At 66.8% G+C, this 24,724-nt stretch carries 27 protein-coding genes and 1 pseudogene; 11 read left to right on the top strand and 17 right to left on the bottom strand.

Translation table 11 applies throughout. The annotated features are described in order from the left end of the window. Nucleotides 1-17 precede the first annotated feature (17 nt). The 3 genes and pseudogenes from KCG88_RS26990 to KCG88_RS26980 all read right to left on the bottom strand — a co-directional run bounded on the left by KCG88_RS26990 (nt 18) and on the right by KCG88_RS26980 (nt 2,769). Nucleotides 18-287: a hypothetical protein gene (locus KCG88_RS26990; RefSeq protein WP_047286162.1), complete on the bottom strand. Its 270-nt coding sequence runs from the start codon at nt 285-287 to the stop codon at nt 18-20. A 15-nt stretch (nt 288-302) separates the two neighbouring features. Next, nucleotides 303-1,224: pseudogene (locus KCG88_RS26985) on the bottom strand (DHH family protein). 75 nt (nt 1,225-1,299) lie between these two features. Next, a complete protein-coding gene (locus tag KCG88_RS26980; protein ID WP_210713517.1) occupies nt 1,300-2,769 on the bottom strand; it encodes a PLP-dependent aminotransferase family protein in 1,470 nt (489 codons plus the stop codon). Between the two features lie 92 nt (nt 2,770-2,861). Between KCG88_RS26980 and KCG88_RS26975 the strand changes: the two genes are divergently transcribed. Both KCG88_RS26975 and KCG88_RS26970 read left to right on the top strand, forming a co-directional pair. Then, complete coding sequence (locus tag KCG88_RS26975; protein WP_210713516.1) at nt 2,862-4,085, top strand: multidrug effflux MFS transporter; 1,224 nt, start codon at nt 2,862-2,864, stop codon at nt 4,083-4,085. Between the two features lie 268 nt (nt 4,086-4,353). Further along, complete coding sequence (locus tag KCG88_RS26970) at nt 4,354-4,965, top strand: glutathione S-transferase (protein ID WP_210713515.1); 612 nt, start codon at nt 4,354-4,356, stop codon at nt 4,963-4,965. Nucleotides 4,966-5,067: 102 nt separating this feature from the next. Here the strand turns inward: KCG88_RS26970 and hcnC are convergent, their stop codons facing one another. From hcnC to KCG88_RS26940, 6 genes are all read right to left on the bottom strand, one after another. Further along, entirely contained in the window at nt 5,068-6,321 is a 1,254-nt protein-coding gene (gene hcnC, locus KCG88_RS26965) for a cyanide-forming glycine dehydrogenase subunit HcnC (RefSeq protein WP_210713514.1), read from the bottom strand. Continuing rightward, nucleotides 6,314-7,723, bottom strand: coding sequence for a cyanide-forming glycine dehydrogenase subunit HcnB (gene hcnB, locus KCG88_RS26960; RefSeq protein WP_047336529.1), 1,410 nt, complete (start codon nt 7,721-7,723; stop codon nt 6,314-6,316). Before hcnB ends, hcnC begins: the two co-directional genes overlap by 8 nt. Continuing rightward, nucleotides 7,720-8,037, bottom strand: a complete 318-nt coding sequence (hcnA, locus tag KCG88_RS26955) for a cyanide-forming glycine dehydrogenase subunit HcnA (protein ID WP_011060873.1) — start codon at nt 8,035-8,037, stop codon at nt 7,720-7,722. The genes hcnB and hcnA overlap by 4 nt, the downstream gene beginning before the upstream one ends. 389 nt (nt 8,038-8,426) lie before the next feature. Next, a complete protein-coding gene (locus KCG88_RS26950) occupies nt 8,427-9,368 on the bottom strand; it encodes a membrane protein (RefSeq protein ID WP_047336528.1) in 942 nt (313 codons plus the stop codon). A gap of 190 nt (nt 9,369-9,558) precedes the next feature. Continuing rightward, complete coding sequence (locus KCG88_RS26945; protein ID WP_047286154.1) at nt 9,559-9,945, bottom strand: hypothetical protein; 387 nt, start codon at nt 9,943-9,945, stop codon at nt 9,559-9,561. 38 nt (nt 9,946-9,983) lie between these two features. Further along, nucleotides 9,984-10,325 carry a hypothetical protein gene (locus KCG88_RS26940; RefSeq protein ID WP_047336527.1) on the bottom strand — a complete coding sequence of 114 codons (342 nt, stop codon included), beginning with the start codon at nt 10,323-10,325 and terminating at the stop codon, nt 9,984-9,986. Between the two features lie 181 nt (nt 10,326-10,506). On the opposite strand from KCG88_RS26940, the gene KCG88_RS26935 reads away from it, so the two are divergent. Both KCG88_RS26935 and KCG88_RS26930 read left to right on the top strand, forming a co-directional pair. Beyond that, entirely contained in the window at nt 10,507-11,190 is a 684-nt protein-coding gene (locus tag KCG88_RS26935) for a response regulator transcription factor (protein ID WP_011060869.1), read from the top strand. Next, a complete protein-coding gene (locus KCG88_RS26930; RefSeq protein ID WP_047286152.1) occupies nt 11,168-12,562 on the top strand; it encodes a HAMP domain-containing sensor histidine kinase in 1,395 nt (464 codons plus the stop codon). The genes KCG88_RS26935 and KCG88_RS26930 overlap by 23 nt, the downstream gene beginning before the upstream one ends. A 218-nt stretch (nt 12,563-12,780) precedes the next feature. Here the strand turns inward: KCG88_RS26930 and KCG88_RS26925 are convergent, their stop codons facing one another. From KCG88_RS26925 to KCG88_RS26910, 4 genes are all read right to left on the bottom strand, one after another. Beyond that, entirely contained in the window at nt 12,781-13,422 is a 642-nt protein-coding gene (locus KCG88_RS26925) for a trimeric intracellular cation channel family protein (RefSeq protein ID WP_246882844.1), read from the bottom strand. Nucleotides 13,423-13,599: 177 nt separating this feature from the next. Next, the gene (locus tag KCG88_RS26920; protein WP_015635301.1) at nt 13,600-13,860 is read right to left on the bottom strand and encodes a DUF1652 domain-containing protein; all 261 of its coding nucleotides are present in this window, start codon (nt 13,858-13,860) and stop codon (nt 13,600-13,602) included. Between the two features lies 1 nt (nt 13,861). Then, the gene (locus KCG88_RS26915; protein WP_011060865.1) at nt 13,862-14,113 is read right to left on the bottom strand and encodes a CsbD family protein; all 252 of its coding nucleotides are present in this window, start codon (nt 14,111-14,113) and stop codon (nt 13,862-13,864) included. Between the two features lie 136 nt (nt 14,114-14,249). Further along, nucleotides 14,250-15,737, bottom strand: a complete 1,488-nt coding sequence (locus tag KCG88_RS26910) for a helix-turn-helix transcriptional regulator (protein WP_047336525.1) — start codon at nt 15,735-15,737, stop codon at nt 14,250-14,252. Nucleotides 15,738-15,941: 204 nt separating this feature from the next. Between KCG88_RS26910 and KCG88_RS26905 the strand changes: the two genes are divergently transcribed. Next, a complete protein-coding gene (locus KCG88_RS26905) occupies nt 15,942-16,484 on the top strand; it encodes a GNAT family N-acetyltransferase (RefSeq protein WP_210713512.1) in 543 nt (180 codons plus the stop codon). A gap of 26 nt (nt 16,485-16,510) precedes the next feature. Here the strand turns inward: KCG88_RS26905 and KCG88_RS26900 are convergent, their stop codons facing one another. Next, nucleotides 16,511-17,824 carry a sigma 54-interacting transcriptional regulator gene (locus KCG88_RS26900; protein WP_210713511.1) on the bottom strand — a complete coding sequence of 438 codons (1,314 nt, stop codon included), beginning with the start codon at nt 17,822-17,824 and terminating at the stop codon, nt 16,511-16,513. 251 nt (nt 17,825-18,075) lie between these two features. Between KCG88_RS26900 and KCG88_RS26895 the strand changes: the two genes are divergently transcribed. The 6 genes from KCG88_RS26895 (at nt 18,076) to KCG88_RS26870 (ending at nt 22,632) form a co-directional block, all read left to right on the top strand. Then, complete coding sequence (locus KCG88_RS26895; protein WP_047336522.1) at nt 18,076-18,960, top strand: MBL fold metallo-hydrolase; 885 nt, start codon at nt 18,076-18,078, stop codon at nt 18,958-18,960. A gap of 30 nt (nt 18,961-18,990) precedes the next feature. Continuing rightward, a complete protein-coding gene (locus KCG88_RS26890) occupies nt 18,991-20,268 on the top strand; it encodes an FAD/NAD(P)-binding oxidoreductase (protein ID WP_047286146.1) in 1,278 nt (425 codons plus the stop codon). Next, on the top strand, nt 20,265-21,092 hold the full coding sequence (locus tag KCG88_RS26885) for a sulfite exporter TauE/SafE family protein (protein ID WP_047336521.1): 828 nt from the start codon (nt 20,265-20,267) through the stop codon (nt 21,090-21,092). The genes KCG88_RS26890 and KCG88_RS26885 overlap by 4 nt, the downstream gene beginning before the upstream one ends. Nucleotides 21,093-21,221: 129 nt before the next feature. After that, nucleotides 21,222-21,662, top strand: coding sequence for a YeeE/YedE (locus tag KCG88_RS26880; RefSeq protein WP_047286144.1), 441 nt, complete (start codon nt 21,222-21,224; stop codon nt 21,660-21,662). After that, entirely contained in the window at nt 21,659-22,078 is a 420-nt protein-coding gene (locus KCG88_RS26875) for a DUF6691 family protein (protein WP_047286143.1), read from the top strand. Before KCG88_RS26880 ends, KCG88_RS26875 begins: the two co-directional genes overlap by 4 nt. 215 nt (nt 22,079-22,293) lie before the next feature. Next, a complete protein-coding gene (locus KCG88_RS26870; RefSeq protein ID WP_047336519.1) occupies nt 22,294-22,632 on the top strand; it encodes a YkvA family protein in 339 nt (112 codons plus the stop codon). A gap of 75 nt (nt 22,633-22,707) precedes the next feature. Here KCG88_RS26870 and KCG88_RS26865 read toward each other — a convergent pair whose 3' ends face one another. From KCG88_RS26865 to KCG88_RS26855, 3 genes are all read right to left on the bottom strand, one after another. Further along, complete coding sequence (locus tag KCG88_RS26865; RefSeq protein ID WP_047336518.1) at nt 22,708-23,724, bottom strand: PDDEXK nuclease domain-containing protein; 1,017 nt, start codon at nt 23,722-23,724, stop codon at nt 22,708-22,710. A 123-nt stretch (nt 23,725-23,847) separates the two neighbouring features. Continuing rightward, the gene (locus KCG88_RS26860; protein ID WP_047286140.1) at nt 23,848-24,258 is read right to left on the bottom strand and encodes a hypothetical protein; all 411 of its coding nucleotides are present in this window, start codon (nt 24,256-24,258) and stop codon (nt 23,848-23,850) included. 33 nt (nt 24,259-24,291) lie between these two features. Next, nucleotides 24,292-24,696 (bottom strand): hypothetical protein, encoded by a 405-nt coding sequence (locus tag KCG88_RS26855; RefSeq protein WP_047336517.1) that lies wholly within the window; start codon nt 24,694-24,696, stop codon nt 24,292-24,294. Nucleotides 24,697-24,724: the final 28 nt, after the last annotated feature.

Genomic DNA, 24,724 nt, shown 5'->3' with positions numbered 1-24,724 from the left:
GAGCGGCCCCGGCGGCGCTACTCGTAGATCTTGCCGCAGTACAGGAACACCGCGAAGCGCTGCCAGGGCGAAGCCTCCACCAACCCCTGGGTGGCACCGATGCCGGTGGCCTCGGCCCAGGCGTGGGCGCCGTCGAGGAAATCCTCGATGCATGGGTTCTGCCAACTGTCGGCCTCGCCGGCCTGGACCATGCGCTGCGCCTGGCGACGGTCGGCAATCAGCGCCTGGACGAAGTCGAGAAAGCTCTGCTCGTCATGCACCTGCTGCAAGCGTTGTTCAAGGTCCATTGGGGCTCTCCGGTTTCAGGACGTTGCCTGGAGCGCCAGGCCCTTGCGCAGCAGTTCCTTGCGCAGGATCGGCCGGCCCGGGCAATGCACGCCGTCCAGGGTGCTGCACTCTAGCAGCCGTTCCAGCTTGCGGGCACTGCCGGGGCTGCCGGTCAGCAGGTAGCTTGTGCCTTCGCCGAGGCAGATCAGGTTCAGCAGCCAGTCATCGCCCCACTGCCCCAGCACCTGCTCGATCAGGCTGCGCTGGCGCGCCAGCAGGCCCTGGGCATGCCACAGGGTCAGTTGGGCGAAACGCCGCGGCAGGTTGCTGGACGCTTCGAACACTTTCAGGTCCTTGAGCAGGGCTTCGGGCAGTTGCGCTTCGATCTGCTGCTGGCACTGTTTGAAATAGCCTTCGGGCCATTCGGGGCCCAGGCCGGCCAGCGCGGCCAGGTCGGCGTAGGCCAGGCGGTCCGCCGCGGTGCACCCCTGGCCGGTGAAGTTCAGGGTGTTGTCGAGAATGCCCGCCGCCAGCAGTTGCGCGCTGTCGCGGCTGATCCTGGGCAACAACCCGCAGTCGCGCCAGCGCTGGTAGACCTGGGTACAGGCGGCGCCGATCTGGCGGATATCCGCGTGCTGGCCCAGGCGCTCGGCCCAGAAGGCCTCGAACCCCGGGTGATGGTCGATGACCTCCACCACCCGGTTCAGGTCCACCTGTGGGTCCAGGTGCAGGGGGTTGGAAATGTCCACCAGCACAAACTGCTCGCCCCCCCTGCGGAATATAGGCGTCCAACCCCTTGAGGCGCTGGCGGAAAGTGCCCGGGATGCTCGCGTTGAGCGGCGCGCTGCTCAGGGCCCGGGCCGGGCGGCCGCTGAGGTTGAGCCATTCGGCATAGGCAATGCAGCCGGCGTAGGCGTCGATATCCAGATAGGCCGCGCCGGCGGTGACAATGATCATGACGTCCCTGTAATCCACAAAGGCCGGAAGCCGGGGCGTCGAGGTTGCCTGAGCCACATGACAGCCAGATGACAGTCAGCGGCCTTCTACAGCCCCTGCCTCGGCCACCAGCAGCGCCGCCAGCCGCGAGCCGCTGAAGCGGATCTGCGCCAGGCTCAGGGCTGCGTAGCCGACGATCACCGCCGCCGGCCGGCGCACCTGCTGGCAGTGCTCGGCCAGGCCCTGCAACAGCAGGCCCTGCTGGGCCGCGCGCTGGCGAAAGCGCGCCTCATCGCTGCCCGGCGGCAACGTCAGCAGCAGGTGCAGCCCGGCCTGCTGGCCGCTGATGCTGTAGCAGCCTGGCGCTTGACTGGCGAGGATCGCCAGCAGCAGGTCGCGGCGTTCCTGATAGGCCTGGCGCGCCGCCCGCAGATTGCGCAGGAAAGCGCCGCTGGCGATGTAGTCGGCTAGGGCCAGTTGCTCGATCACCCCCACCGAGCGCCCGGTGTCCTGCAAGGTCGCCAGCAACCGTGGACGCAGGCGCTCGGGCAGCAGCATGAACCCCACCCGCAGGCCGGCGAACAGGGTCTTGTTGAAGCTGCCGCAGTAGATGACGCGGTCGTCCCGGTCCAGGGACTTGAGGGCCGCCAGCGGCGCGCTCTGGTAGTTGAATTCGCTGTCGTAGTCGTCCTCCACCACCCAGGCCTCGCTGTGCCGGGCCCAGTCCAGCAGCGCCAGGCGCCGGGACACCGGCATGGTCATCCCCAGGGGCGCCTGATGGGCCGGGGTGACATAGACCATGCGGGCATCCTCATGGTGTTGCAACTGCTGTACATCGATCCCGTCCTCCTCCACCGGAATCGGCACCAGCCGCGCCCCTGCCAGGGCGAACAGGCTTCTGGCCGACAGGTAGCCGGGGTCTTCAAGGCACACCTTGTCGCCCGCTTGCAGCAGGCTGCGGGCCAGCAGGTCGAGGCCATGGCGGATGCCGGTGGTGATCATCACCTGATGCGGCTCGCAGGCGATGCCCCGGTGCTGCCCCAGGTACTGGGCGATCTGCTGGCGCAGGGCCGGCAGGCCGCCGGGGTCGGCGTCCCACAGCGACTGCGCCGAGGCATTGCCCAGGGCCCGGGTCAGGGAACGGGTCCAGCGTTGCAGGGGAAACAGCGCCGGGTCGGCCAGCCGGGCGACAAAGGGCTGGCCGGCCCGCACGCTGAGCGGCGGGTACGGCGGTTCGCTCTCGCTGACGATGGGTGCCGCCGCCCGTGCCGGGGCGCTCAGGTACAGGTCCGGCACCACCGCGCAGACCCGGGTCCCGGAACCGCTGGCCCGGCTCACATAGCCTTCGCTGCGCAGGCGGTCGAAGACCACTTCCAGGGTGCCCCGGGACAGGCCCCAGCGCTGGGCCAGGGTGCGGGTCGAGGGCAAGCGGCAGCCGGCCGGCAGGCGTTTTTCCAGGATCGCCTGGCGCAGGGCACTGTAGGCGCGGTCCTGTTTGCCCGGGGCTTCATCGCAGTGCGGGGGCAGCGGCAGGTCGAGGGGCACGGGGTGTTTTCCACGGCTCATAGTGGTCCAGTCAAAAGCGGCCTAAATGGTGCTCGGCATTAAACCACAAACCCCTTAATTTCAGCGCCATCGCCCCCTGTCCCGAGCCTGCCATGCCGCCCGCCAGCCCTATCACCACCCGCTCCATCGCTGTTGAACGCCCCCTCGCCCCCTGGCTCTGGACCCTGTTGCTGCTGGTGGTGGTCTGCCTGCCGCGGATCAGCATCGACCTGTACCTGCCGGCACTGCCGGCCATGGCCGACCAACTGGGGGCCAGCGACGCCCAGCTGCAACTGACCCTGAGCCTGTACATGCTCGGCTATGCCCTGTCGATGCTGCTGGGCGGCCCGCTGTGCGACCGCTATGGCCGGCGCCCGGTACTGCTGGCGGGCACAGCGCTGTTTCTCGCGGCCAGCCTGGCCTGCATGCTGGCCGCCAGTGTGGAAGTGCTGATGGCCGCCCGCCTGTTGCAGGCCCTGGGCGGTTGCTGCGGCACCCTGGTGGGCCGGGTCATGGTCCGCGACCGCTGCCCGCCCGAGGAGCAGCCGCGGCTGCTGGGGCTGTTGTCCATGGGCATTGCCCTGTCGCCGATGCTGGCACCGCCACTGGGCAGCCTGATCGACCAGTTGCTGGGCTGGCGTGGCCTGTTCCTGTGCCTGAGCCTGGTGGCCGCGGCGGCCTGGCTGCTGATATTCAAGCGGCTGGCCGAAACCCGCCCGCCGCAGCTCGCGCCCGTGGCCGTGAAAAGCCTGCCGCGCCTTTATCTGCGCCTGCTGGGCGAGGCCTACTTCATGCGCTATTCCCTGGCCATCGGCTGCCTGTACTGCACCTACTTCCCGTTCATTGTGCAATCGCCGGCGCTGTTGCAGCGCCAACTGGGGCTATCGCCCACGGCCTACGCCCTGGTGTTCGCCGCCACCGTGGCCGGCTACCTGATGGGGTCGCGGCTGTTCCAGCGCCTGGGGGTACGCCACAGTGCCGACCGCCTGATCACCGGGGCTTGCCTGTTGAACCTGGCCGGCGCCGGCCTGTTGCTGCTCACCCGCAGCCTGTGGCCCGGCAGCCTGTGGGCCATCGTGCTGCCGATGCTGGCGCTGATGCTCTCGGTGGGCCTGGCGATTCCCGCCTGCCAGCTGGCGATCCTGCAGCCCTATGCGGCGGTGGCGGGCACCGCCTCGGGGCTGTTCTTCTTTATCCAGATGGCCATGACCGCCGGCTGCGGGCTGCTGGCCAGTCTGCTGGCGGACAGCCCGGCGGGCTCGCTGCAGGCCCTGACCGGCCTGTTCAGCCTGGCCCTGGGGCTGGCCTGGTGGTGCCTGCGGCCACGGCGGCGGTAGGCGCCGGCTCGGAACACCTTCCTGCCCCCCTGTGGCCGCTGCTGAGCCTGCGAAGCTGCGAAAGGCCGGGCCGCGTTCGGTACGCAGGGCCTTGCTTGGCGGCCTCCTGCCGAACCTGTGGCGCCTTCAAGATTCCCGCGTCTCCTTCGGAGCCGTTCGCAGCCTGCGGCAGCGGCTACAGGTTTGCACTGTGCAAGGCCGCTTCAATACCGCTAAATTGGCCGCGCCTTTCCCATCCGTTGTGCCGTTCAAGACAAGGAAATACGTGATGAAGCTTATTGGAATGCTCGATTCACCCTACGTGCGCCGCGTCGCCATCAGCCTCAAGAGCCTGGGCCTGCCCTTCGAGCACCACTCGCTTTCGGTGTTCAGCACCTTCGAGCAGTTCAAGGCGATCAACCCCGTGGTCAAGGCCCCGACCCTGGTCTGCGAGGGCGGTGAAGTGCTGATGGATTCGAGCCTGATCATCGACTACCTGGAAACCCTGGCCGGCCCGCAACGCAGCCTGATGCCCACCGCCCTGCCCCAGCGCCTGCGCGAACTGCGGCTGATCGGCCTGGCCCTGGCGGCCTGCGAGAAGTCGGTACAGATCGTTTACGAGCGCAACCTGCGCCCCGCGGAAAAACAGCACGGCCCCTGGCTGGAGCGGGTTGGCGGCCAGTTGCAGGCCGCCTATGGCGAACTGGAGCAGGAGTTGCAGAAACAGCCCCTGCCCCGGGACGGCTCCCTGGGCCAGGCCGGCATCAGCCTGGCGGTGGCCTGGAGTTTCAGCCAGATGATGGTGGCGGACCAGTTCAACCTCGGGCAATTCCCGGCAGTACGCGGCTTTGCCGAGTACGCCGAACAATTGCCGGTGTTCCTCGCCACCCCCGCCACCTGAGCCACACCCTCCCCGTAGGAGCCGGCTGCCGGCGAAGAGGCCCGCAAGCCTTGCAGCGCCTTCGAAGACGCCTTCGCTGGCAAGCCAGCTCCTACAGAGCGGTCAGGCCGGTTCGGGTTGTTTCTTCACGGCGGCAGTGGCGAAGCGCCGGGCCAGGAAGGGGGTGATGTCCAGCGGCAGGGCTTCGTCGTTCACCAGTTTGTCCAGCAACACGCCGGTGATGGCCGAGGTCAGGATGCCGGTGCGGAAGTGCCCGCAGGCATTGAGGTAGCCTTCGACCCCATCCATCGGCCCGAGGATCGGCAGCTCATCCGGCGAACCCGGGCGCAACCCCGCCCAGCAGCGCTTGAGGTTGACATGGGCCAGCTCCGGTACGCAGCGCACTGCGCCCTGCACCAGGCCGTTGATCTCCGGGTAGGTGGTGGTGACGTCGAAGCCCTTGTCCTCGGTGGTGCTGCCGATCAGGATCTCACCGTTGTCCTTCTGCGCCATGTAGCAGTCGCTGGTGGTCAGGCAGCCGTTGAGCAGCTTGGGCATGCGCTCGGTGAGAAGGATCTGGCCCTTCACCGGCTTCACCGGAATCTCGATGCCGGTGGCCTGCAGGCTCAGCTCGGCGGCCCAGGCGCCAGCGGCGTTGATCAGGGTCGTGCAGTGGAACAACCCGGCGACGTCGGTCTTCACCCCGCTGACCCGATTGCCCTGGTGCAGGACCCCGGTGACGTTGGTGTTGAAGTACACATCCACGCCGTTCTGGCGTGCGCCTTCGGTGTAGGCGTCGGTGAGGCGGAACGGGTTGACCTGGTGGTCGCAGAGGAACTCCAGGGCGCCCTGGGCTTCATGGCTGACATTGGGTTCCGAGGCACGCAGGGCCGCCTGGTCGAGCCAGCGCACCTGGTCGCTCAGGTGCGGGATGCAGCCGACGATGTGCTCGGCGTACAGGCGGTCTTCCTCGTCATAGATAACGAACTTGAGCCCGGTCTGCTCGAACTTGAAATCCATGTTGTGCAGGCCCATCAGCTCGCGGTGCAGGCGCGGGTACAGCTCGTTGGACTGCAGGGCGAAGTCGAAGAACGACTGCGGCAGGATGTGCGGGGTGCTGGAATCCACCACCACCGCCGAACCCTGGGCCTCGCGCTTGCGGTTGGCCGACATCATGCGAAAGAAGATCACCCCGCAGCCCAGCCCGACCGACTCGCCGATGGCCCACAGGCCGCCGGCCGAAGCGCGGCTGGCGTTGCCCGGACGCTTGGCGTCGATCAGCGCCACCTTCAGGTCCTTGCGCTTGGACAACTGGTAGGCGCAGGAAGCGCCGATCACGCCGCCACCGGCAATGACCACGTCGTAATGCTTAATCATGCTGGGAGACCTCCTGGTCAGACGGCGGGAACGCGGAAAACGGAATAGGGTCCAGGGGGAAGCGCGGGCGGATCCAGCCCACGTCCTTGCGCCCGGTGGCCTGGCGCAGGCGGTCGCTGCAATAGCCCACGCACATGCGCCCCTGGCAGTCGCCCATGCTCACCCGGGTGCGCATTTTCAGGCTGGCCATGTCCTGCACGCCCTGGCTCAGGGCGCGCTCGATGTCGTTGCGGGTGGTGTGTTCGCAGCGGCAGATCACGGTGTCGCCCTTGGGCAGTTCTACCTGCCCGGCGCCACGCGCGGTATAGCGGTCCACCGCACCACGAAAACGCAGGATCGAGGCCAGCTTGCGCTCGTAGCCCTGGCGTCGTTGCAGGGCCGCTTCGTTGCTCAGTGCGCCACGCTGCATGAGGATCGACAGCGCGGCGATACGCCCGCTGAGCATGGCCGCCTCGCCGCCGCGGATGCCGCCCATGTCGCCGGCCAGGTGCACGTGGGGCTCGCTGCTCTGCTGCCAGGCGTTGGCGCTGGCGCGCAGGTAGCCGTCGTCGCTGAAGTTGTGTTCCAGGCCCATCTGCTGGCTCAACTGGGTACGCGGGATGAAGCCGTAGCCCACCGCCAGGGTCTGGGCAGCAATGCGCTGGGCCTTGGCCATGTCCGGCTGCCAGTCACTGGAGTACGGCGCCACGGTGACCACGCTCAGGGCATCCTGGCCCTGGGCTTCGACCACGCCCCAGCCATAGCGCAGGGCAATGCCGTGCAGCTTGAGGTAGGCGAGCATGCTCAGGCCGTCGAGAAACAGTTGCGGCTTGTTGAGCATGGCCAGGCTCTGCTTGGCGATCTTGCCCAGGGCGCAAGCCTCGTAGACCCCCGCCACCCGCACGCCGGAAGCATGTAGCTGGCACGCCACCAGGGGCAGCAAGGGGCCGGTACCGGCGATCACCACCGGGCTCTGGGGCTTGACCACCCCGCTCTTGATCTGCAATTGCAGGCCACCCAGCAGCTTGACCCCGGGCAAGGTCCAGCCGGGGAACGGCACACTGCGCTCATGGCAGCCGGCGGCCAGTATCAACTGCTCGTAGCTGACCTGCTGCACCTGCTCTTCGCCATCGAGCAGCACCAGGCTCTGGGTGCCCTCGGCGCCCACTACCCGGCTGTTGAGACGCACCTCGATCATCTGTTCGTGGTCGGCGAAATCGCCGTGCAGCTTGGCCAGCATTTCGCAGTAGCGCGGCCCCAGGTAATCCAGTTGCACGCCGTCGCGCAGCGGCCCGCGGTAGACCACGCCCCCCAGGCGCGAGGCCTCTTCGATCAGGGTACTGCGCACGCCGTGCTCAGCCAGTTCGATGGCGGCCGCCATGCCCGCCGGCCCACCGCCGACGATCACCGGGTTCAGGCTCATAACGTGGGCTCCGTTTCAGTGATGCGGTTGCTCAGGGTCTGCACCTGCATCCCCGGCTTGACCAGGGTCTGGCAGGCGCGGCGCTTGTGCCGGCCGTCGATCTGCACCAGACAGCAATGGCACACGCCCATGCCGCAGTAGGCGCCCACCAGTTGCCCGTGATCGTTGCGCGCCACCTGGCGCAGGCCGGTGGCCTGGATCACGCTGAGGACGGTTTCACCCAGGGCGGCAGTGACTGGCTGGCCATTGAGGCTGATGGTCATGTCCGCGTGCTGCAGCGGCTGAATATCGAAGTTGCGGTCTATCTGACGCATTGTGGGTTCATCCGTGAAAAATGAATGGGGTTGCCGGCGTCCCGCCGTCCATGCTGCTGCGGTCGGGACCGGGCAACGTCCCGGTCCCAAGCTGTTTGTCAGAACCGAGCGCGGGCCAATCTAGTCGGTTTGTCGGACACGGATATTGATCTGGGCCAAGCAAACGGCTGCCTCGCACCCGACGGTGGCCAGCCCTTGCAAAACTGCGATACCGCGCACAAAAACGCCGCTGGCGGCAATGGCCGGCAGCGGCGTTCGGGAAGGCCCGGGCCCGTTCGGGCCGGGCTTTATAGCTTGAATCAGTGCATGAACAGGGCGATCAGGATAATCACCGGGATCGGCACACCGAGGAACCACAAGAGTAATGAGCGCATGGGAAATCTCCTGGATCAGTGAACGGGGGTGGGGGCTACGGTGCGCGGCTGGACATCGCTTTCAAGCCAGACCACGGCGTCCCGACGACGACCGCCAAAGGTCGCCGCGAGGCTGGCGAAGAAAGCACCGCACAACAGCGCGATAAACATCCACAGCGACGACCAGGCAGCCACCTTGGCCGCGGTGTCGGCAGCTTCCTTGGCGGCCTGCTTGGCCTCTTCCACGGCCTGGCGGGTCTTGGCGAACACTTCATCGACCCGACGTTCGGCATCGGCCTGGCTGAGGTTGGTGCGTTGGGCCACCAGTTGCGCCAGGTAGCTGCGGTCCTCAGGGGCCAACTGGCCGTCGTTGCTCAGGGTGCGCACGAAGATCCGCGATACCGTGCCACGGGCCGCGTCATCGCTGACCGCCGCCGGGCGATCGTCGCGGAACAGGCTGTCGACGAAGTAGCCGTAGTCGTCCTGGGAACCCTGGGCGGCAGCATGGCCGGCCACCTGGGTCATGGCACCGGCGGCGCCGGAAGCCACCTGGGCGCCGGCATGCACGCCGCCGCTGACGACGCTGCTGACCGACCCCACCACCAAAGTCGCGGTGACCAGGGTGGCCACGGCCCAGGCCAGGAAGCCATGGGCGGTGTCGCGGAAGTACACTTCATCGCCATGCAGGTTGGCCCATTTCACCCGCAGGCGTCCGGCGATGTAACCGCCCAGGCCGGCAGCGATGATCTGCGTCACGGCCAGCCAGACAATGCTGGAAATGCCCAGGCCCTTGGCGCTGATACCGCTGCCGGCCCAGGGCGACACCGCGGAAAAGCCCAGGCCGAAGCCCAGCAACAGGAGGATCAGCGAAAGAGCGGCGGCCGCCGCGGCGCCGGCGAAGATCGCCGCCCAGGACACGCCCGAGTGATGACTCGAGGCATCTGCGGTGGCCAGCAGGTGTTCAGAGGGTCTGTTCATTGTTGTTCGGCTCCAGGCATGAAAAATGGTGTTACACGTCTCGAAGGGACAAGTGCAGCCACCGTGCCAGTTGCACGAACTTTATAAACTCTTTTATTTCAATGACTTGCGATAAGCAGACAATCCCGGATCGTGCAATTTACCGGCCCGGGAGTTTTAGGGCGGGCGTTCTGCACGGCCCGCCCGGCGCTCAGGCCTGCCGGCTCCGGTAGAGCTCCCGGCCGCGGGTCCAGCACAGGTGCACCAGCAGTACCAGGATCCACAGGGCCAGCAGCAGGTTGCCCACCAGGGTCAATTGCGCGATGCCCTGCCCCCACAAGGTAAAGAGCGGCAATGCCAGCCAGGCCGAACGACGAAAATCCAGCAGCCGCATGATTCCCGGCACGGCCACCGCCATCAGGGCGATGACCAGGACGTCCAGGCCGCGATACCCCAGCACCCAGCGCGCATAGCGAGGGTCGGCAGCATAGGCCTCCAGGTAACCCGGCAGGCGCAGCGCCAAGTCCACGGCGAGACTCAACAGCAGGCTGGCCACCAAAAGCCACAGCAGGCCTTTGAAACGTGATGCGTAGTTCATTGCACAACACCTTGATACACAGAAGGTCAATCGGGTTTTCAATGCCGCTTGTAGCTCTTGTTGCCACTGGGGGTCAGGCAGTACACCCCGCCCCGGGGCCCGGTGCAGAAACTGCCGCTGCCACAGGTGCATCCCTGGGCGTCGCGCAACAGGGGCTCGGCTTGCGGGGCGGTGGAGCGCTGGCCGGACATCAGGGCGCAGTTCTTTTTCGACGCGCTGATGGAGCCGTCGTTGCACAGGAACAGCTCGCCGTCGCACCGGGCGATGCCGCCCTTGCGCCCGGAACAGGGCGGGTTGGCCGCCAGCACCGCGCTGCTGCACAGCACCATCAGGCAGAGAAAGGACAATGGCTTCCAGCCAACCCGGGGCAGGCCCGTCATGGATGTGCCTCCTGGCCATAAAAGTGGCGCGATACTATCAGGCAACGCGGCCCCTGGCAGGGGCTTGTTCAAGGTCTGGACAGAGGCCTGGAGGCGCAGATGAAAGTTTTTTTAGAATTGCGGCCGCCGTTTCTTGGCAAAATGCCCGCCTGTGTCACGAACCGCCAAACAGGTAACGCCTATGACCCGCATTCTGACCATCGAAGACGACGCCGTGACCGCCCGGGAAATCGTCGCCGAACTGAGCAGCCACGGCCTCGACGTGGATTGGGTGGACAATGGCCGCGAGGGCCTGGTGCGCGCCGTGAGCGGCGACTACGACCTGATCACCCTGGACCGCATGCTGCCGGAACTGGACGGCCTGGCCATCGTCACCACCCTGCGCACCATCGGTGTGTCGACGCCGATCCTGATGATCAGCGCCCTCTCCGACGTCGATGAACGGGTGCGCGGCCTGCGGGCCGGTGGCGACGACTACCTGACCAAGCCCTTCGCCTCCGACGAGATGGCGGCCCGGGTCGAAGTGCTGCTGCGGCGCAAGAACACGGTCAAGGATTTCGACACCAGCCTGCGGGTGGCAGACCTGGAACTGAACCTGATCAGCCGCGAGGCAACCCGCGCCGACCAGCTGCTGAGCCTGCTGCCCACCGAATACAAGCTGCTGGAGTTCCTCATGCGCAACACCGGCCAGATCCTCTCGCGGATGATGATCTTCGAGGAGGTCTGGGGCTATCACTTCGACCCCGGTACCAACCTGATCGACGTGCACATCGGCCGCCTGCGCAAGAAGATCGACCCGCCCGGCATGACCCCGTTGATCCGCACCGTGCGAGGCTCGGGTTATGTCATTGCTGAACCCCTCTAAGGGCTGGCGCTCCTCCAGCAGCCGCCTGCTGGCGCTCTACAGCACGCTGTTCGTGGCCTGGAGCTGCATCCTCATGGGGGTGCTGTACTACGAGGTCTCCACCTACCTGGACAGCCTGGCCAAGCACTCGCTGATGCAGCGCCAGCACCTGTTCGCGCGTTTCGAGGGCGAGCAGTTGGTGGAAGCCCTGACCACCAGCATGACCTTCGACATGCGCGCCATCGACGCCTACGGCCTGTTCGATGAACAGCGCCGGCCCCTGAGCGGGCCGATCCGGCAGATACCCGACGACCTGCCCCTGGACGGCAAGATCCACGAACTGAAGAACTGCATCGACTCCGACGACCCGAGCCTGCCCCGCGACAGCTGCGACGCCGTGGCCACCCACACCCGGGATGGCCGCTGGCTGGTGCTGGTACGCGACAACGGCTCGCTGTTCGCGGTGACCCGGATCATCCTCCACGCCCTGCTCTGGGGCATCTCCCTGACCATCATTCCCGGCGCCGCCGGCTGGCACCTGCTGCGCCGCCGGCCCTTGCGGCGCATCCGCCAGATCCAGGCCAGCGCCGAAGCCATAGTCGCCGGCGACCTGACCCGGCGCCTGCCGCTGTCGGACCGGCGCGACGAGCTGGACATGCTGGCGGCCATCGTCAACGCCATGCTCGAACGCATCGAACGGCTGATGCACGAGGTCAAGGGCGTGTGCGACAACATCGCGCACGACCTGCGCACCCCGCTGACCCGCCTGCGGGCCCAGCTCTACCGCCTGCAGCAACAGGCCGAGGAAGGCTCGCCCCAGGCCCTGCAGATGGACCAGCTGCTGGCCGAGGCCGACACCCTGATGGCGCGCTTTCGCGGGCTGCTGCGGATTTCCGAACTGGAGGACCAGCAGCGGCGCTCGGGCTTCCTGGTGCTCGACCCCCTGCCCCTGTTGCACGAACTCTATGACTTCTACCTGCCCCTGGCCGAGGAAGGCCAGTTGACCCTGGTGCTGGATGTACCGGCGAGCCTGCCCAGCCTCACCGGTGACCGCGCCCTGTTGTTCGAGGCCCTGGCCAACCTGCTGAGCAACTCCATCAAGTTCACCCCACCGGGGGGCGAAGTGATACTGCGGGGGATCGACGACGACGGCAGCCCGCGCCTGGAAGTGCTCGACTCAGGCCCCGGAATACCCGCAGCGGAACGGGCGGCGGTGTTCCGGCGCTTTTACCGGGTGGATGAAAACAATGCCCAGGGCGGATTTGGCCTTGGCCTGTCGATCGTCGCGGCGATTGTCAGCCTGCACGGCTTCAAGCTTGAGGTGGGCAGCAGCGAACGCGGCGGCGCGCGCCTGAGCCTGGACTGCCGGCCGAGCCTGATTGCCGACAATTGACCCCGACCTCCACGCCCCTATGATCCGGTGCCTGTGACCCTGTAGCCGCTGCTGAGCCTGCGAAGCGGCGAAAGGCCGGGCCGCGTTCGGTACGCCGGGCCTTGCTTGACGATCTTGCGCCAAACCTTCCGCGCTCTCGCGCCCCCCGGCGCCTGCTGCGTCGCAATACCGTCCAAGCCGTCCAAGCCGTCCAAGCCGTTCGCAGCCTGCGGCAGCGGCTACAAGGCCTTGGGCAGTTGCCAACCGTAGCGCACCGAGAGCATGCGTAGGGCGAAACAGACGGTGCCCGCCAGCCAGGCCGACCACAAAGGCGGCACGCCCAGGCGCCGGGCGATGACCAGGCTGGCCGCGCCGACAAAGGCCGAGCTGGCATACAGGTCGACCTGCAGCACCAGGGGAATGCGGGCCAGGACAATGTCGCGAATCACCCCGCCCCCCACCCCGGTCACCGTGCCCATGAGCATCGAGACAAAGGGCGAGATGCCGAAGTTCTGCGCCTTCTGCGTGCCCGCCACGGCAAACAGCCCCAGCCCCGCGGCGTCCAGCAGCATCAGCAGCGGCCCGGACCACCCCAGCACCCAGTCCCGTGCCACGAAGGCCAGCCCGCCCATCAGCAGCGCCAGCGCCGGGTACCGCCAGTCGGCCACGGCCTTGGGCGGCGTGGCGCCAATCAGCAGGTCACGGGTCACCCCTCCGCCAAGGGCGACGATAAAGGCGATCACCATCACCCCCAGCAGGTCCAGTTGGGCGCGCATGGCGCTGATCGCGCCCTCCACGGCAAACACCGCAGTGCCCGCCAGATCCGCCACCAGTACGATGTTTTCCAGGCGCCGGGGCAAGCCCTGGGCCCGGGCGTTCATCGGCCCATCCAGAAAAGCGAGGTGTTCAGGGAAATACGGCGCGGCAACAGGGTTGAAGGCATGCCCGGGCACCTGCAAAAGGCTGGCGATGACGGCCGGGCACCCGACCGCCGACCCTTTGCTTATAGTTCAGGCCGTGGGCTGTCGCCATCGACCGGCCCCGGTGCAAGGCCGGGGTCAGGGCGCCAGATCGAGCTGGCCCAGGGAGTTGCTGCCCAGCTCATAGAGCAGTTCGTCGATGATCTTCTGCACATCGGCCTCGCTCTGTAGCGCCCGGGCGCTGAGCCCGGTCACCACCAGGTCGACCCGGCCGCTGGCCGGCTCGAACACCCGCAGGGTCAGGGTGCCGTCACCGGCGTTGCTGAAGCTGCAGGCCAGGGGCGCCAGGCGCTGCTCGATACAGGCGCGCAACTGCGCCAGGGTAATGGCCGCCGGCATTTCAGCGGCGCCGCAGCAGCAGGCCCGCCAACAGCCCGACGCCGGCCAGCAGGGCCACGCTCAACAGCGGTTTGTCCCGTACCCAACGCGCGCCCTGGTCCAGGGCCTGGCCGTACTTTTCCTGCAATTGCCCGGCGGCTTCCCGGGCCATGCCGCGGGCTTGCAACTGCTCATCATCCAGCCACTCACCCACCACGGCCTCGGCCTTGCCGGCCACCTTGCCCACTGTGCCCTTGATCTGTTCGCTAGCCATGCTGGAGCTTCCTCTACTGCGGTTCATGAATGGCAGAGGCCCGATACAGAGCCCTGCGCAGAATCACAGGATAGAAAGGCCCGCCCCTGGGCAAAAGGCGCATTTGCACTGGTTGCACTGGTGCATTTGCACCGGGTCAGCCGGCACTGCCGGCAAACAGCCCGCGCTCCCGGGCCCAGACAATGGCCTCGCCGCGGCTGTGCACATCGAGCTTGGAATACAGGGTGGCCACGTGATTGCGCACGGTGTTGGGGGCCAACTGCAGTTGCGCGGCAATTTCCTTGTCCGCCAGCCCCTGGTAGATCAGCCCCAGGACCTCGCGCTCGCGGGTGGTCAGGTCGGCAGAGGTTACCGCCGGGGCTTGCGCGCTGCGGGTGTTGCGCACATTGGCAAGCTTTTCGATCAGGGTCTGGCTGAACCAGGAGGCATCGCGCATCACCTCCTCGATGGCCCCCACCAGCTCCAGCTCCGAGCGCTTGCGCTCGCTGATGTCCATCAGCACCAGCAGGTAGCAGGGGCTGTCCTGGATCAGCACGGTATCGGCATAGGCCACGCAGTCCACCTGCTCGGCGCCCTTCTTGCGCACCTTGAGGTCCAGGCCCATGACGTTGCCGCTCTTCTCCAGGCGGCCGAACAACTGCTCGGCCGCCTGGGGCTCGGCGATAAAACCGATGTCCTGCACGGTCTTGCCCAGCAGCTCTTCGCTGCTGTAGCCACAGGTGTCGAGAAAGGCTTCGTTGACATCGACGATCTGCTGCTCGGCGCTGCACACCAGGGTCGGCACCGGGGTCAGGCGGAACGACTTGGCAAAACGCTCCTCGCTCTGGCGCAGGGCGATCTCGGCCTTGCGCCGCGGCTCCAGGTCCATGAAGGAAAACAGCATGCAATCCTCGTCGTTGATGTCCAGCGGCTGGCCGGCGACGATCACCAGCTTGCTGCCGCCCTCAGGCAGGCGCAGCTCGGCCTGCATCTGCGGGATGGTCGCCCCCTGCCCCAGGCGTTCGACGGCCAGTTCCTTGTGCTCGGCGTCTTCCAGCACGTCCAGCTCGTACACCGAACGGCCGATCACCTGATCCCGGGCATAGCCGGTCATTTCCAGGAAGCCCTGGTTGACCTTGATGTAGCGCAAATCCCCCAGGCGGCAGATCACCGCCGGCGCCGGGTTGGCGTTGAAGGTTTTCTCAAAGCGCTGCTCGGCGCTGGCCCAGTCCGTGGCGTCACTGAGGATCAGCACCAGGGACTCCGGCGCGCCATTGCGGTCCTCCAGGATCATGCTGCGCACCCGGTGCACCCAGTGCCGGGGTTCGCCATCGATCTCGGCCTGGACCTCCACCACCACGTCGCTGAAGGTTTCTCCGGCAGCCACCCGGTTGATGGGGTAGCTGTCCAGGCCCAGTGGATGGTTGTTGCGGTAGCGCAAGGCATAGCGCCGGGCGTATTCGCGCAGGTTGCCGCCCAACTGCTCGACCGTGCTGACGCCGTGCATGGCCAGGGCCGCTTCATTGGCCCAGAGCAGGGTCCGGGCCTTGTCGGTCTCGATCAGGATCACCCCGTCGGACAGGCCGGAGATGATCTGCTGCAATTGGCGGCGGTTGGTTTCGGTGGCAAGTACGGCCTGGCTCATGGCATCTCCGGTAGAACCCGACGCTGCGCCAAACATCCCGCACGCCGGAAAAAGGGGGCTGCAACTACGACCACGGCGCGCCGCCATCGTGCCCCGGCCCGAGCACTGGAGCCCCTTTGGGCAACGGAGTAAGCTGCCCCGTCCGGATTGCGGGCCAGCCGCCAGCCCGGCGAAACCGGCCAGCCGCCCCTCGAGGAATGACGCATGATCACCATCCGTGAAGCCGACAGCCGCGATATCGACACCCTCCAGGCCATTGGCTGCGCCACCTACCGCGAGCACTTCGCCGCGATCTGGAGCACCGAAGGCATGCAGCAGTTCCTGGCCCAGGATTTTGCCCCCGCCCCCCTGGAACAGTCCCTGGCCGACAAGCACCTGCACCTGTGGCTGCTGGCCCTGGACCCGCAGCAGCAGCCCATCGGTTTTGCCAAGCTCAACTGGGACCGGCCACTGCCCGATGGAGCCCGGCGCGGGGCCGAACTGCAGAAGATCTATCTGCTCAAGTCCGAGGCCGGCAAGGGCTATGGCCGCCGGTTACTGGAGCATGTGCTGCAACGGGCCAGCGCTGCCGGTGAGCCCTGCCTGTGGCTGGACGTGCTCAAGAGCAACAGCGGCGCCCGGCGCTTCTATGAAAGCGCCGGCCTGCGGCAGGTCGGCGAGGTGCCGTTCAGCACCGACCTGGAACAGATCGGCATGTGGGTGATGGCCTGCGACCTGCCCCGGCAGAAACACCCCGCCCGAGGCTGAGGCGGCCCTGCCGCCCTCGCCCGCCGCTACAGCCCCAAGGCCTTGAGCCGCCGGTACAGGGTCCGCTCGCTCAGGCCCAGGGCCCTGGCCAGTTCACTGCGCGACCCCTCGAACACCTCCAGGGCATGGGCCAGTTGCTCCAGGTCCTTGCTGCCGCGGCGGCGGCCGGGGGGCGCGGGTGCCGGCGTGCTGCGCAGGTCCGGCGGCAGGTCCGCCAGGCGGATCACCCCGTCGTCGCTGAACAGCCGCGCCCGTTCGAGGATGTTGCGCAGCTCGCGGATATTGCCCGGGTAGGTGTACAGGCTCAGTTGGGCCAGGGCCTGGGGATCGACCCGCGGCACTACACCGGGGTCAAGCCGGCGCAGCAGGCTGTCGATCAGCAGTGGCAGGTCGTCGGCGCGTTCGCGCAAGGCCGGCAGGCGGATCGGGAAGGCGCTGATACGGTAGTACAGGTCCTGGCGGAAGGTGCCGGCGGCGACCATCTCCTTGAGCGGCTTGTGGGTCGCCGCCACCAGGCGGAAATCCGAGTGCACGGTGCGCAGGCTGCCCACCGGGCGAAAGCTGCCGGACTCGATCAGGCGCAGCAGTTTGACCTGCATGGCCAGGGGCACTTCGCCGATTTCATCAAGAAACAGGGTGCCGCCATGGGCGGCTTCGGCCAGGCCGATCTTGCGCTGCAGGGCACCGGTGAAGGCGCCCTTTTCATAACCGAACAATTCGCTTTCCAGCAGGCTTTCGGTAAGCCCGGTGCAGTCCACCACCACCAGCGGTCCGCTGGCCCGGGGGCTGCCGTCGTGCAGGGCACGGGCGAACAGCTCCTTGCCGGTGCCGGATTCGCCCTGGAGCAATACCGGGATCGGCGCCGGCGCCGCCCGCTGCAAGGCGCTCAAGGCTTCGTTGAAGGCCGGCGAGCGCCCCACCAGCCCCTTCTGCTGGGGTTGTACCGAGGCCACGGCCACCGAACTCAGGCGCTCGACATAGGCCACCACCGTGCCGTGCTCGCCAATGATCGGCCGCAGCTCCACGTCCACATGCTCCGGCCCCCGGGGCGTGTGGTGGATGTGCAGCATGCGTTCCGGCACGCGGCTGTCATGGGCCTTGCGCATCGGGCAATGCTCGCCGGCCTGGTCGCAGGGCACGGCGAACTGGTGGGAGACCCGGTAGCACTTGGCGCCCACGTGGGGCTTGCCGGCCACGCCGAACTGGCGCTGGTAAGCGGTGTTGGCGGCGATGATGTTGTAGTCGGTGTCCAGCACTATGGTGGGCTGCGGGTCGTGTTCGAGGTAGGACACCAGGGCGGACATCGGTGGCGGGACTAGGTCGGTGGCAATCAGGGACATGGGCAACTCCGGGGCAGAGGCGGCAGCTTAAAGCATGGACGCCGTTACTGCCATTTTCTGCCAGTAACTGCCAAATGACTGCCAGGTTCGAGTGACAGTCCCGGCGACAACGCATCACCAGGGGGCTGGAAAACCGTCTAGACCAATGAACAGGCGCCAAACGACGCCGTTTCGGGTTGGCACGCTTATTGACACTTCAAGAAACGAGCGTCAGCGCAGACTGCCCTCACCTTCATTGCCTGGAGTGCCCCATGATCATCAGCGACACGCTGCGTGTAGAAGCCTTTTTCGACAGCCATACCTGGACCATCAGCTACCTGGTGATGGACCTGGCTAGCCGCCACTGCGCATTGATCGACAGCGTGCTGGACTACGACCCGAAATCCGGCCGCACCCACACCGAGTCCGCCGACCGCCTGATCGCCCGGGTCAAAGAACTGGACGCCCGGGTCGACTGGATCCTGGAAACCCATGTGCATGCCGACCACCTGTCGGCCGCCGCCTACCTCAAGGCGCAGCTCGGGGCCCAGGTGGCCATCGGCAATCAGATCACCCGGGTGCAGAAGACCTTCGGCGCACTGTTCAACGAAGCCCCGGCCTTTGCCCGGGACGGCAGCCAGTTCGACGTGCTGCTCGAAGACGGCGCCGAATTCGCCATCGGCACCCTTACCGCGCGGGCCATGCACACCCCGGGGCATACCCCGGCCTGCATGACCTACCTGGTGCAGGTCGGCGACGAAACCCTGGCCTTTGTCGGCGACACCCTGTTCATGCCCGACTACGGCACCGCTCGCTGCGACTTCCCCGGGGCCGATGCGCGGACCCTGTACCGCTCCATCGGCAAGATCCTCGCCCTGCCCCCCAGTACCCGGCTGTTCATGTGCCACGACTACCTGCCCAACGGCCGCGAGCTGCAGTACATGACCACCGTCGCCGAGCAGCGCGCCAACAACATCCACATTCACCAGGGGGTCGACGAAGACAGCTTCGTGGCCATGCGCGAAGCCCGCGACGCGACCCTGGACATGCCGGTGCTGATCCTGCCTTCGGTGCAGGTCAACATGCGCAGCGGGCACTTCCCCGAGCCCGAGGACAACGGCGTGAGCTACCTGAAGATTCCCCTGAACACCCTATAACTATTACCGACTCCACACGGAGACCTTGCCATGCGTCCCTTCAACCCGGCCCTGCCCGCTGTCGACGGCAGCCACCAGGTGCTGATCGTCGGTGGCGGTGCCGCCGGCATCGCCGTTGCTGCCAGCCTCTTGACCCGCGATCCACACCTGGACGTGGCACTCATCGACCCTGCCCGGCACCACTACTACCAACCCGGCTGGACCCTGGTGGGCGCCGGAGTATTCAGCGCCCAGTCCACCGAACGCACCATGGCCGAGCTGATGCCCCAGGGGGTCAAGTGGATCCAGGACGCGGTCAGCCGCTTCGACCCGGAACACAACGCCCTGGTGCTGGAGGACGGCCGGGTGCTGGCCTATGACCAACTGATCGTCTGCCCCGGGCTCAAGCTAGACTGGGCCGCCATCGACGGCCTGCCCCAGGCCCTGGGCAACCACGGCGTGACCTCCAATTACCGCTACGACCTGGCGCCCTACACCTGGCAACTGGTGCAGCAACTGCAACAGGGCGAGGCGCTGTTCAGCCAGCCGCCGATGCCGATCAAGTGCGCCGGAGCGCCACAGAAGGCCATGTACCTGTCCTGCGACCACTGGCTGCGCCACGGCCGCCTGGGGCAGATCAAGCCGCGCTTCCTGAATGCCGGCGGTGTGCTGTTCGGCGTCGCCGACTACGTGCCGGCGTTGATGGAATACGTGAAGAAATACGCCATCGAACTGGATTTCGGCCATAACCTGGTGGCGGTGAACGGCCCGGCCAAACGCGCGACCTTTGTCCGCACCCTGGCCGATGGCCGCCAGGAAACATTGGAACGGGCCTTCGATATGCTGCACGTGGTGCCTCCCCAATGCGCCCCGGATTTCATCCGTCAGAGCCCCCTGGCGGACGCCGCCGGCTGGATCGACGTCGACCCGGGCAGCCTGCGCCACAAGCGCTACGTGAACATCCACGGCCTGGGGGACGCCACCAATACCAGCAATGCCAAGACCGCCGCAGCGGCCCGCAAACAGGCGCCGGTAGTGGCCAACAATGTGCTGGTGGCTCTCAAGCGCCTGACTCGCCTGGCCGAGTACGACGGCTACGGCTCCTGCCCTCTGACCGTGGAACGGGGCAAGATCGTCCTCGCCGAATTCACCTATGGCGGCAAGCTGGCACCGAGCTTTCCCCGCTGGCTGCTGGACGGGCGCCAGCCGACCCGTCGCGCCTGGTGGCTGAAGGAACGGATCCTGCCACCGCTGTACTGGCGCGGCATGCTCAAGGGCCACGAATGGCTGGCGCAACCGACCCTGGCCACGGACACCCCGAAAGCATGAACGAACACAGTCTTCTGGGCGCCGGGCTGGGGGCGATCATTGGCGCGATCCTGGCCCTGACCGGGGCCGGCGGCGGCATTCTCGCGGTGCCACTGCTGGTCTTCGGCCTGGGCCTGAGCATGGTCGAGGCCGCGCCCATCGGCCTGCTGGCGGTGGGCCTGGCCGCCAGCGTCGGTGCGGTGCTGGGCTTGCGCCAGGGCATCGTGCGCTACCGCGCGGCAGGGTTCGTCGCCAGCATCGGCATCCTCATGGCACCGCTGGGGCTGTGGCTGGCCCACCGCCTGCCCAACCTGCCCCTGGCCCTGCTGTTTTCCCTGGTGCTGCTGTATGCCTGCGGGCGCATCCTGCGCAAGGCCAGCCTGGAATTGAAACAGGGCCAGGCGGCGCCGCGCCCGGCGTTCCTGCCTTGCGTGCTCAACCCGGCCCAGGGCCGCCTGCGCTGGACCCTGCCCTGCGCCCGGGCGCTGACCTTCACCGGGATGCTCTCGGGGTTGCTTTCCGGGCTGCTCGGCGTGGGCGGCGGCTTCGTGATCATCCCGGCCCTGAGCCGCTACACCAACCTGGACAGCAAGAGCATCGTCGCCACTTCGCTGGCGGTGATCGCCCTGGTCTCCCTGGGCAGCGTGGTCACCGCCAGCCTCAGTGGCGTGATGCACTGGGCGGTAGGTGCGCCTTTTGCCCTGGGCGCAGTAGTGGGCCTGGTGCTGGGCCGCCAGGTGGCCAGTCACCTGGCCGGCCCGCGCCTGCAACAGCTGTTCGCCATCACCGGCCTACTGGCAGCGCTGCTGCTGGCGGGCGGAGCCCTGGGATGGCTGCCCCATTGACCCCATACACCGCGTAGGAGCTGGCTTGCCAGCGAAGGCGTCCTCGCCGACGCCCCTGACCTGACGCAAGACTCACGGTGCCTGGTCGGGCCCTATCGCCGGCAAGCCGGCCCCTACAAGGAACAGGACATGCTTTTGGATTATCTGCATTTCACACCGTGGTCGGCCCTGGCCGGAGGGGCATTGATCGGCCTGGCCGCCGGGCTGTTGATCGTCGCCAACGGGCGCATCGCCGGCATCAGCGGCCTGCTCGGCAGCCTGCTGCAACCGGGCAGCGACGGTTGGGGCGAGAAAGCCCTGTTTATCCTCGGGCTGTTGCTGGCGCCGCTGCTCTGGGGCCTGTTTCATGCCCTGCCCGTCGCCGAGTTCCAGGGCGGCCTGCTCGGCCAGATCAGCGCCGGCCTGCTGGTGGGCATCGGCACCTGCTACGGCGCCGGTTGCACCAGCGGCCACGGCGTCTGCGGGATCTCCCGACTGTCACCGCGCTCGATCATCGCCACCCTGTGCTTCATGGGCACCGGCTTCGCCACGGTCTGGGTACTGCGGCATCTGCTGGGGCTGCTGCCATGAAAAAGCTCAGCGCTTTTGTCGCCGGCCTGCTGTTCGGCATCGGCCTGTTGCTGGCAGGCATGGCCAACCCGGCCAAGGTCCTGGGCTTTCTCGATCTGGCCGGCAACTGGGACCCGTCCCTGGCGCTGGTGATGCTCGGCGCCATCGCAGTGGCGTGGTGGCCCTTCCATTGGGCCATGGGGCGCTCGCGCTCGCTGCTCGGGGCGCCCATGCACATCCCCGCCACCCGCAGCGTGGATCGGCGCCTGATCGGCGGCAGTCTGCTGTTCGGCATCGGCTGGGGCATCGCCGGGATCTGCCCGGGACCGGCCCTGGTGCTGTTGCCCGGCGGCCACTGGCAAGCCGGGGTGTTCGTCCTGGCCATGCTCCTGGGCATGCTGCTGTTCCAGCGCCTGGAGGCCCGTCGGCGGCCCTGAACCCTACGCCCAGAGGCACTGTGGCAGCTGGCTCGCCAGCGAAGGCGCCCTTACAGGCACCGCTGACCTGACCCAGGATTCACGGCGCCAGGGCCGGCCTCTTCGCCAGCAAGCCGGCTCCTACCTGGGCAACCACCGGGGAAATATTGGCCTCTGCCGGTCCAGCGCCCGGGTGGCGACCATGACCTGGACCCATGTCCTCCAAGGAGCGCGCCATGTCCACCGCCCAGTCCCTTGAACTCTGTTTCTGGCGCAAGATCGGCCGCTACGCCTCGCGCATCGGCCGCACCTTGCTCCAGAAAGCCCTGTGGCTCTACTACGCCGCGCAACGACCGCAAACCCCGATCTGGGCCAAGACCACCATCTACGCCGCCCTGGGTTACTTCGTGCTGCCGCTGGACATCATCCCCGACCTGATTCCCGGGGCCGGGTACGTGGATGACCTCGGCCTGTTGACTGGCTCAGTGGTGACAGTGGCCGCCCACATCAACGCCGAGGTCCGGGAGCAAGCCAGCGCGCGCCTGGCCGACTGGTTCGGCAGCGAGCCGGAATAAGCCGCGGGCCGGCGCCAAGCTGTGCATGCGACTCAACAAGGCCCTGCAAAACCCCGGGCACCATGGCCGTCCGGCTCACCGCGCCTGGGTGTCCAAGGCATAGAACTCCTGGAGCTTGGCCTGCAGCAGCTTCTTGTCTGGCAGCTGGGTCCGGTACTCGGCGATCAGCGCCGGCGACAGGGAACGGTTGAGGGCATATTCCACCACCTCGTCCTCCTTGCTGGCACAGAGCAACACGCCCAGGGCAGGGTTCTCGTGGGGCTTGCGCACCTGGCGATCCAGGGCCTCCAGGTAGAAGTCCAGCTTGCCCAGGTACTCCGGCTCGAAGCGCCCGACCTTGAGTTCAACGGCCACCAGGCAATTCAACCCGCGATGGAACAGCAGCAGGTCCAGGGCGAAATCGCGCCCGCCGACCTGCAGGGGATAGCCTGAAGCGACAAAGCAGAAGTCGCGCCCCATCTCGATCAGGAAATCCTTGAGTTGGCGCACCAGCCCCTGGTGCAGGTCGGCTTCATCATGCCCCTGGGCCAGGCCGAGAAACTCCACCATGTAGGCATCCTTGAAGACCTCCAGGGCCTCGGGGCGGTCCTGCTTCAAGGTTGCCGAGGCACTGGCCGGGCGGGTCAGCGTGCGTTCGAACAGGGCGGATTTGATCTGCCGTTCAAGTTCTCTGCGTGACCATTGTTCCTGGACCGCCAAGCGCAGGTAGAACTCACGTTCACGGGGCCCTTTGCTCTGCCCCATCACCACCAGATGGTGGCTCCAGGACAATTGTCGCACCAGCGGTGCGACTTTCTCGTGAGCACGATAGGCCTCATAAAACTGACGCATGCGAAACAGGTTTGCCCGGGTAAACCCCCGCAAACCCGGCTGCTGCCGCGCCAGGTAATCCGCCAATTGCCGGACCACGCCATCGCCCCACTCCGCCGCCTCGATCTTGCGGCTGATATAGGCCCCGACCTGCCAGTACAACTCCACCAGTTCAGTATTCACCGCGCGCACTGCCCGCTGCCGCGCGGCGGTGATCATTTGCGCCACTTCGCCAAATGCCACTTCGGTGGAGCAGATCGCCGCTTCAGCCTTTTGCTTCATGACACACGCCCGCTTGCTGGGAGACAGGCCCCTATCATCCCGTGGCTTGCCATGGGCCTGAAGTCAGGCCCGTCTCTTTGTGGTGAGCGAAATGTCCTTGTTTGAGCGCGGTAAACAGCCCCGTCAGCCGGGCATGCAATTGAAGTCGTGGGTACTGGCCACCTGCTTGCCCTTGGCGTCATACAGGCGCGCCGACACCTCGCTCCCCAGGCTCGACTCCACCAGTGTGTAATGCTCACCGGCCTTGAAGCCGCCGTAGCTGATGTGGCCGTCGCAGTCTTGCTGGTTGGAGTCGCCGACGTTCTCTTCAAACAGGGTCACGTCCAGGCGGTGAGCACCGGGCTTGACCTGGAAATAGCGACCATCGTCGATCTTCTGCCCGTCCACCCGTTCGGCCATTAGGTCGTTGGGCGCCTCTTCCTGCAGGCCGATCCAGGCCTCGCTGGGATCGGGCTGGGGCATGGGCCCGGCGCACGCGCCGAGCAGGCACGCGAGGCCCAGGACGGGTATCAGCAGCAGCGGTTTGAGTGTCATGAAAATCTACCTTGGCAATGGAAAAAAGAAGCCCTACAGGCAACTGAATGGCCGGCTCTGGGCCACCTGCCGGCCCTGGGCGTCCAGCAGCTCGGCGCTGACGTCCTGGCCCTGGCTGGCCTCCACCAGTCGGTAATGGCCCCCCGCCTGGAACCCGGCATAGTCCAGGCGCCCCAGGCACTCGGGTTGCGCCGAGTTGCCGTTGGCCCCTTGCAGCAAGGCCATCTGCAAGCGGTGCTGGCCGGGGCTGACCTGGAAGTAGCGGCCATCGTTCAGGCGCTTGCCATCGACGCTGTCGGCCAGCAAGTCGTTGGGCGACTCCGCAGAAAGATCAATCCAGGCCTGCTGAGGATCGGCCTTGGGCAGCGGCCCGGCACAGGCCGAAAGCAGGCACGCCAGGCCAAGGCCCGGCAGCAGCAACAAGGGTCTGAGGGACATGGAAGAAACCTCGCAAATGACAGTAATG

The organism is Pseudomonas sp. MWU349 (assembly GCF_017947325.1).
Classification (GTDB): Bacteria; Pseudomonadota; Gammaproteobacteria; order Pseudomonadales; family Pseudomonadaceae; genus Aquipseudomonas; species Aquipseudomonas protegens.
Note: the sequence above shows the minus strand (reverse complement) of the source record. Positions and strands in the feature narration are given on the sequence as shown.

What these genes read in the sequence shown, in the direction of transcription:
- KCG88_RS26990 (WP_047286162.1), bottom strand. Translation starts at nt 287, where the DNA reads ATGGACCTTGAACAACGCTTGCAGCAGGTGCATGACGAGCAGAGCTTT.
- KCG88_RS26980 (WP_210713517.1), bottom strand. Translation starts at nt 2,769, where the DNA reads ATGAGCCGTGGAAAACACCCCGTGCCCCTCGACCTGCCGCTGCCCCCG.
- KCG88_RS26975 (WP_210713516.1), top strand. Translation starts at nt 2,862, where the DNA reads ATGCCGCCCGCCAGCCCTATCACCACCCGCTCCATCGCTGTTGAACGC.
- KCG88_RS26970 (WP_210713515.1), top strand. Translation starts at nt 4,354, where the DNA reads ATGAAGCTTATTGGAATGCTCGATTCACCCTACGTGCGCCGCGTCGCC.
- hcnC (WP_210713514.1), bottom strand. Translation starts at nt 6,321, where the DNA reads ATGATTAAGCATTACGACGTGGTCATTGCCGGTGGCGGCGTGATCGGC.
- hcnB (WP_047336529.1), bottom strand. Translation starts at nt 7,723, where the DNA reads ATGAGCCTGAACCCGGTGATCGTCGGCGGTGGGCCGGCGGGCATGGCG.
- hcnA (WP_011060873.1), bottom strand. Translation starts at nt 8,037, where the DNA reads ATGCGTCAGATAGACCGCAACTTCGATATTCAGCCGCTGCAGCACGCG.
- KCG88_RS26950 (WP_047336528.1), bottom strand. Translation starts at nt 9,368, where the DNA reads ATGAACAGACCCTCTGAACACCTGCTGGCCACCGCAGATGCCTCGAGT.
- KCG88_RS26945 (WP_047286154.1), bottom strand. Translation starts at nt 9,945, where the DNA reads ATGAACTACGCATCACGTTTCAAAGGCCTGCTGTGGCTTTTGGTGGCC.
- KCG88_RS26940 (WP_047336527.1), bottom strand. Translation starts at nt 10,325, where the DNA reads ATGACGGGCCTGCCCCGGGTTGGCTGGAAGCCATTGTCCTTTCTCTGC.
- KCG88_RS26935 (WP_011060869.1), top strand. Translation starts at nt 10,507, where the DNA reads ATGACCCGCATTCTGACCATCGAAGACGACGCCGTGACCGCCCGGGAA.
- KCG88_RS26930 (WP_047286152.1), top strand. Translation starts at nt 11,168, where the DNA reads ATGTCATTGCTGAACCCCTCTAAGGGCTGGCGCTCCTCCAGCAGCCGC.
- KCG88_RS26925 (WP_246882844.1), bottom strand. Translation starts at nt 13,422, where the DNA reads ATGAACGCCCGGGCCCAGGGCTTGCCCCGGCGCCTGGAAAACATCGTA.
- KCG88_RS26920 (WP_015635301.1), bottom strand. Translation starts at nt 13,860, where the DNA reads ATGCCGGCGGCCATTACCCTGGCGCAGTTGCGCGCCTGTATCGAGCAG.
- KCG88_RS26915 (WP_011060865.1), bottom strand. Translation starts at nt 14,113, where the DNA reads ATGGCTAGCGAACAGATCAAGGGCACAGTGGGCAAGGTGGCCGGCAAG.
- KCG88_RS26910 (WP_047336525.1), bottom strand. Translation starts at nt 15,737, where the DNA reads ATGAGCCAGGCCGTACTTGCCACCGAAACCAACCGCCGCCAATTGCAG.
- KCG88_RS26905 (WP_210713512.1), top strand. Translation starts at nt 15,942, where the DNA reads ATGATCACCATCCGTGAAGCCGACAGCCGCGATATCGACACCCTCCAG.
- KCG88_RS26900 (WP_210713511.1), bottom strand. Translation starts at nt 17,824, where the DNA reads ATGTCCCTGATTGCCACCGACCTAGTCCCGCCACCGATGTCCGCCCTG.
- KCG88_RS26895 (WP_047336522.1), top strand. Translation starts at nt 18,076, where the DNA reads ATGATCATCAGCGACACGCTGCGTGTAGAAGCCTTTTTCGACAGCCAT.
- KCG88_RS26890 (WP_047286146.1), top strand. Translation starts at nt 18,991, where the DNA reads ATGCGTCCCTTCAACCCGGCCCTGCCCGCTGTCGACGGCAGCCACCAG.
- KCG88_RS26885 (WP_047336521.1), top strand. Translation starts at nt 20,265, where the DNA reads ATGAACGAACACAGTCTTCTGGGCGCCGGGCTGGGGGCGATCATTGGC.
- KCG88_RS26880 (WP_047286144.1), top strand. Translation starts at nt 21,222, where the DNA reads ATGCTTTTGGATTATCTGCATTTCACACCGTGGTCGGCCCTGGCCGGA.
- KCG88_RS26875 (WP_047286143.1), top strand. Translation starts at nt 21,659, where the DNA reads ATGAAAAAGCTCAGCGCTTTTGTCGCCGGCCTGCTGTTCGGCATCGGC.
- KCG88_RS26870 (WP_047336519.1), top strand. Translation starts at nt 22,294, where the DNA reads ATGTCCACCGCCCAGTCCCTTGAACTCTGTTTCTGGCGCAAGATCGGC.
- KCG88_RS26865 (WP_047336518.1), bottom strand. Translation starts at nt 23,724, where the DNA reads ATGAAGCAAAAGGCTGAAGCGGCGATCTGCTCCACCGAAGTGGCATTT.
- KCG88_RS26860 (WP_047286140.1), bottom strand. Translation starts at nt 24,258, where the DNA reads ATGACACTCAAACCGCTGCTGCTGATACCCGTCCTGGGCCTCGCGTGC.
- KCG88_RS26855 (WP_047336517.1), bottom strand. Translation starts at nt 24,696, where the DNA reads ATGTCCCTCAGACCCTTGTTGCTGCTGCCGGGCCTTGGCCTGGCGTGC.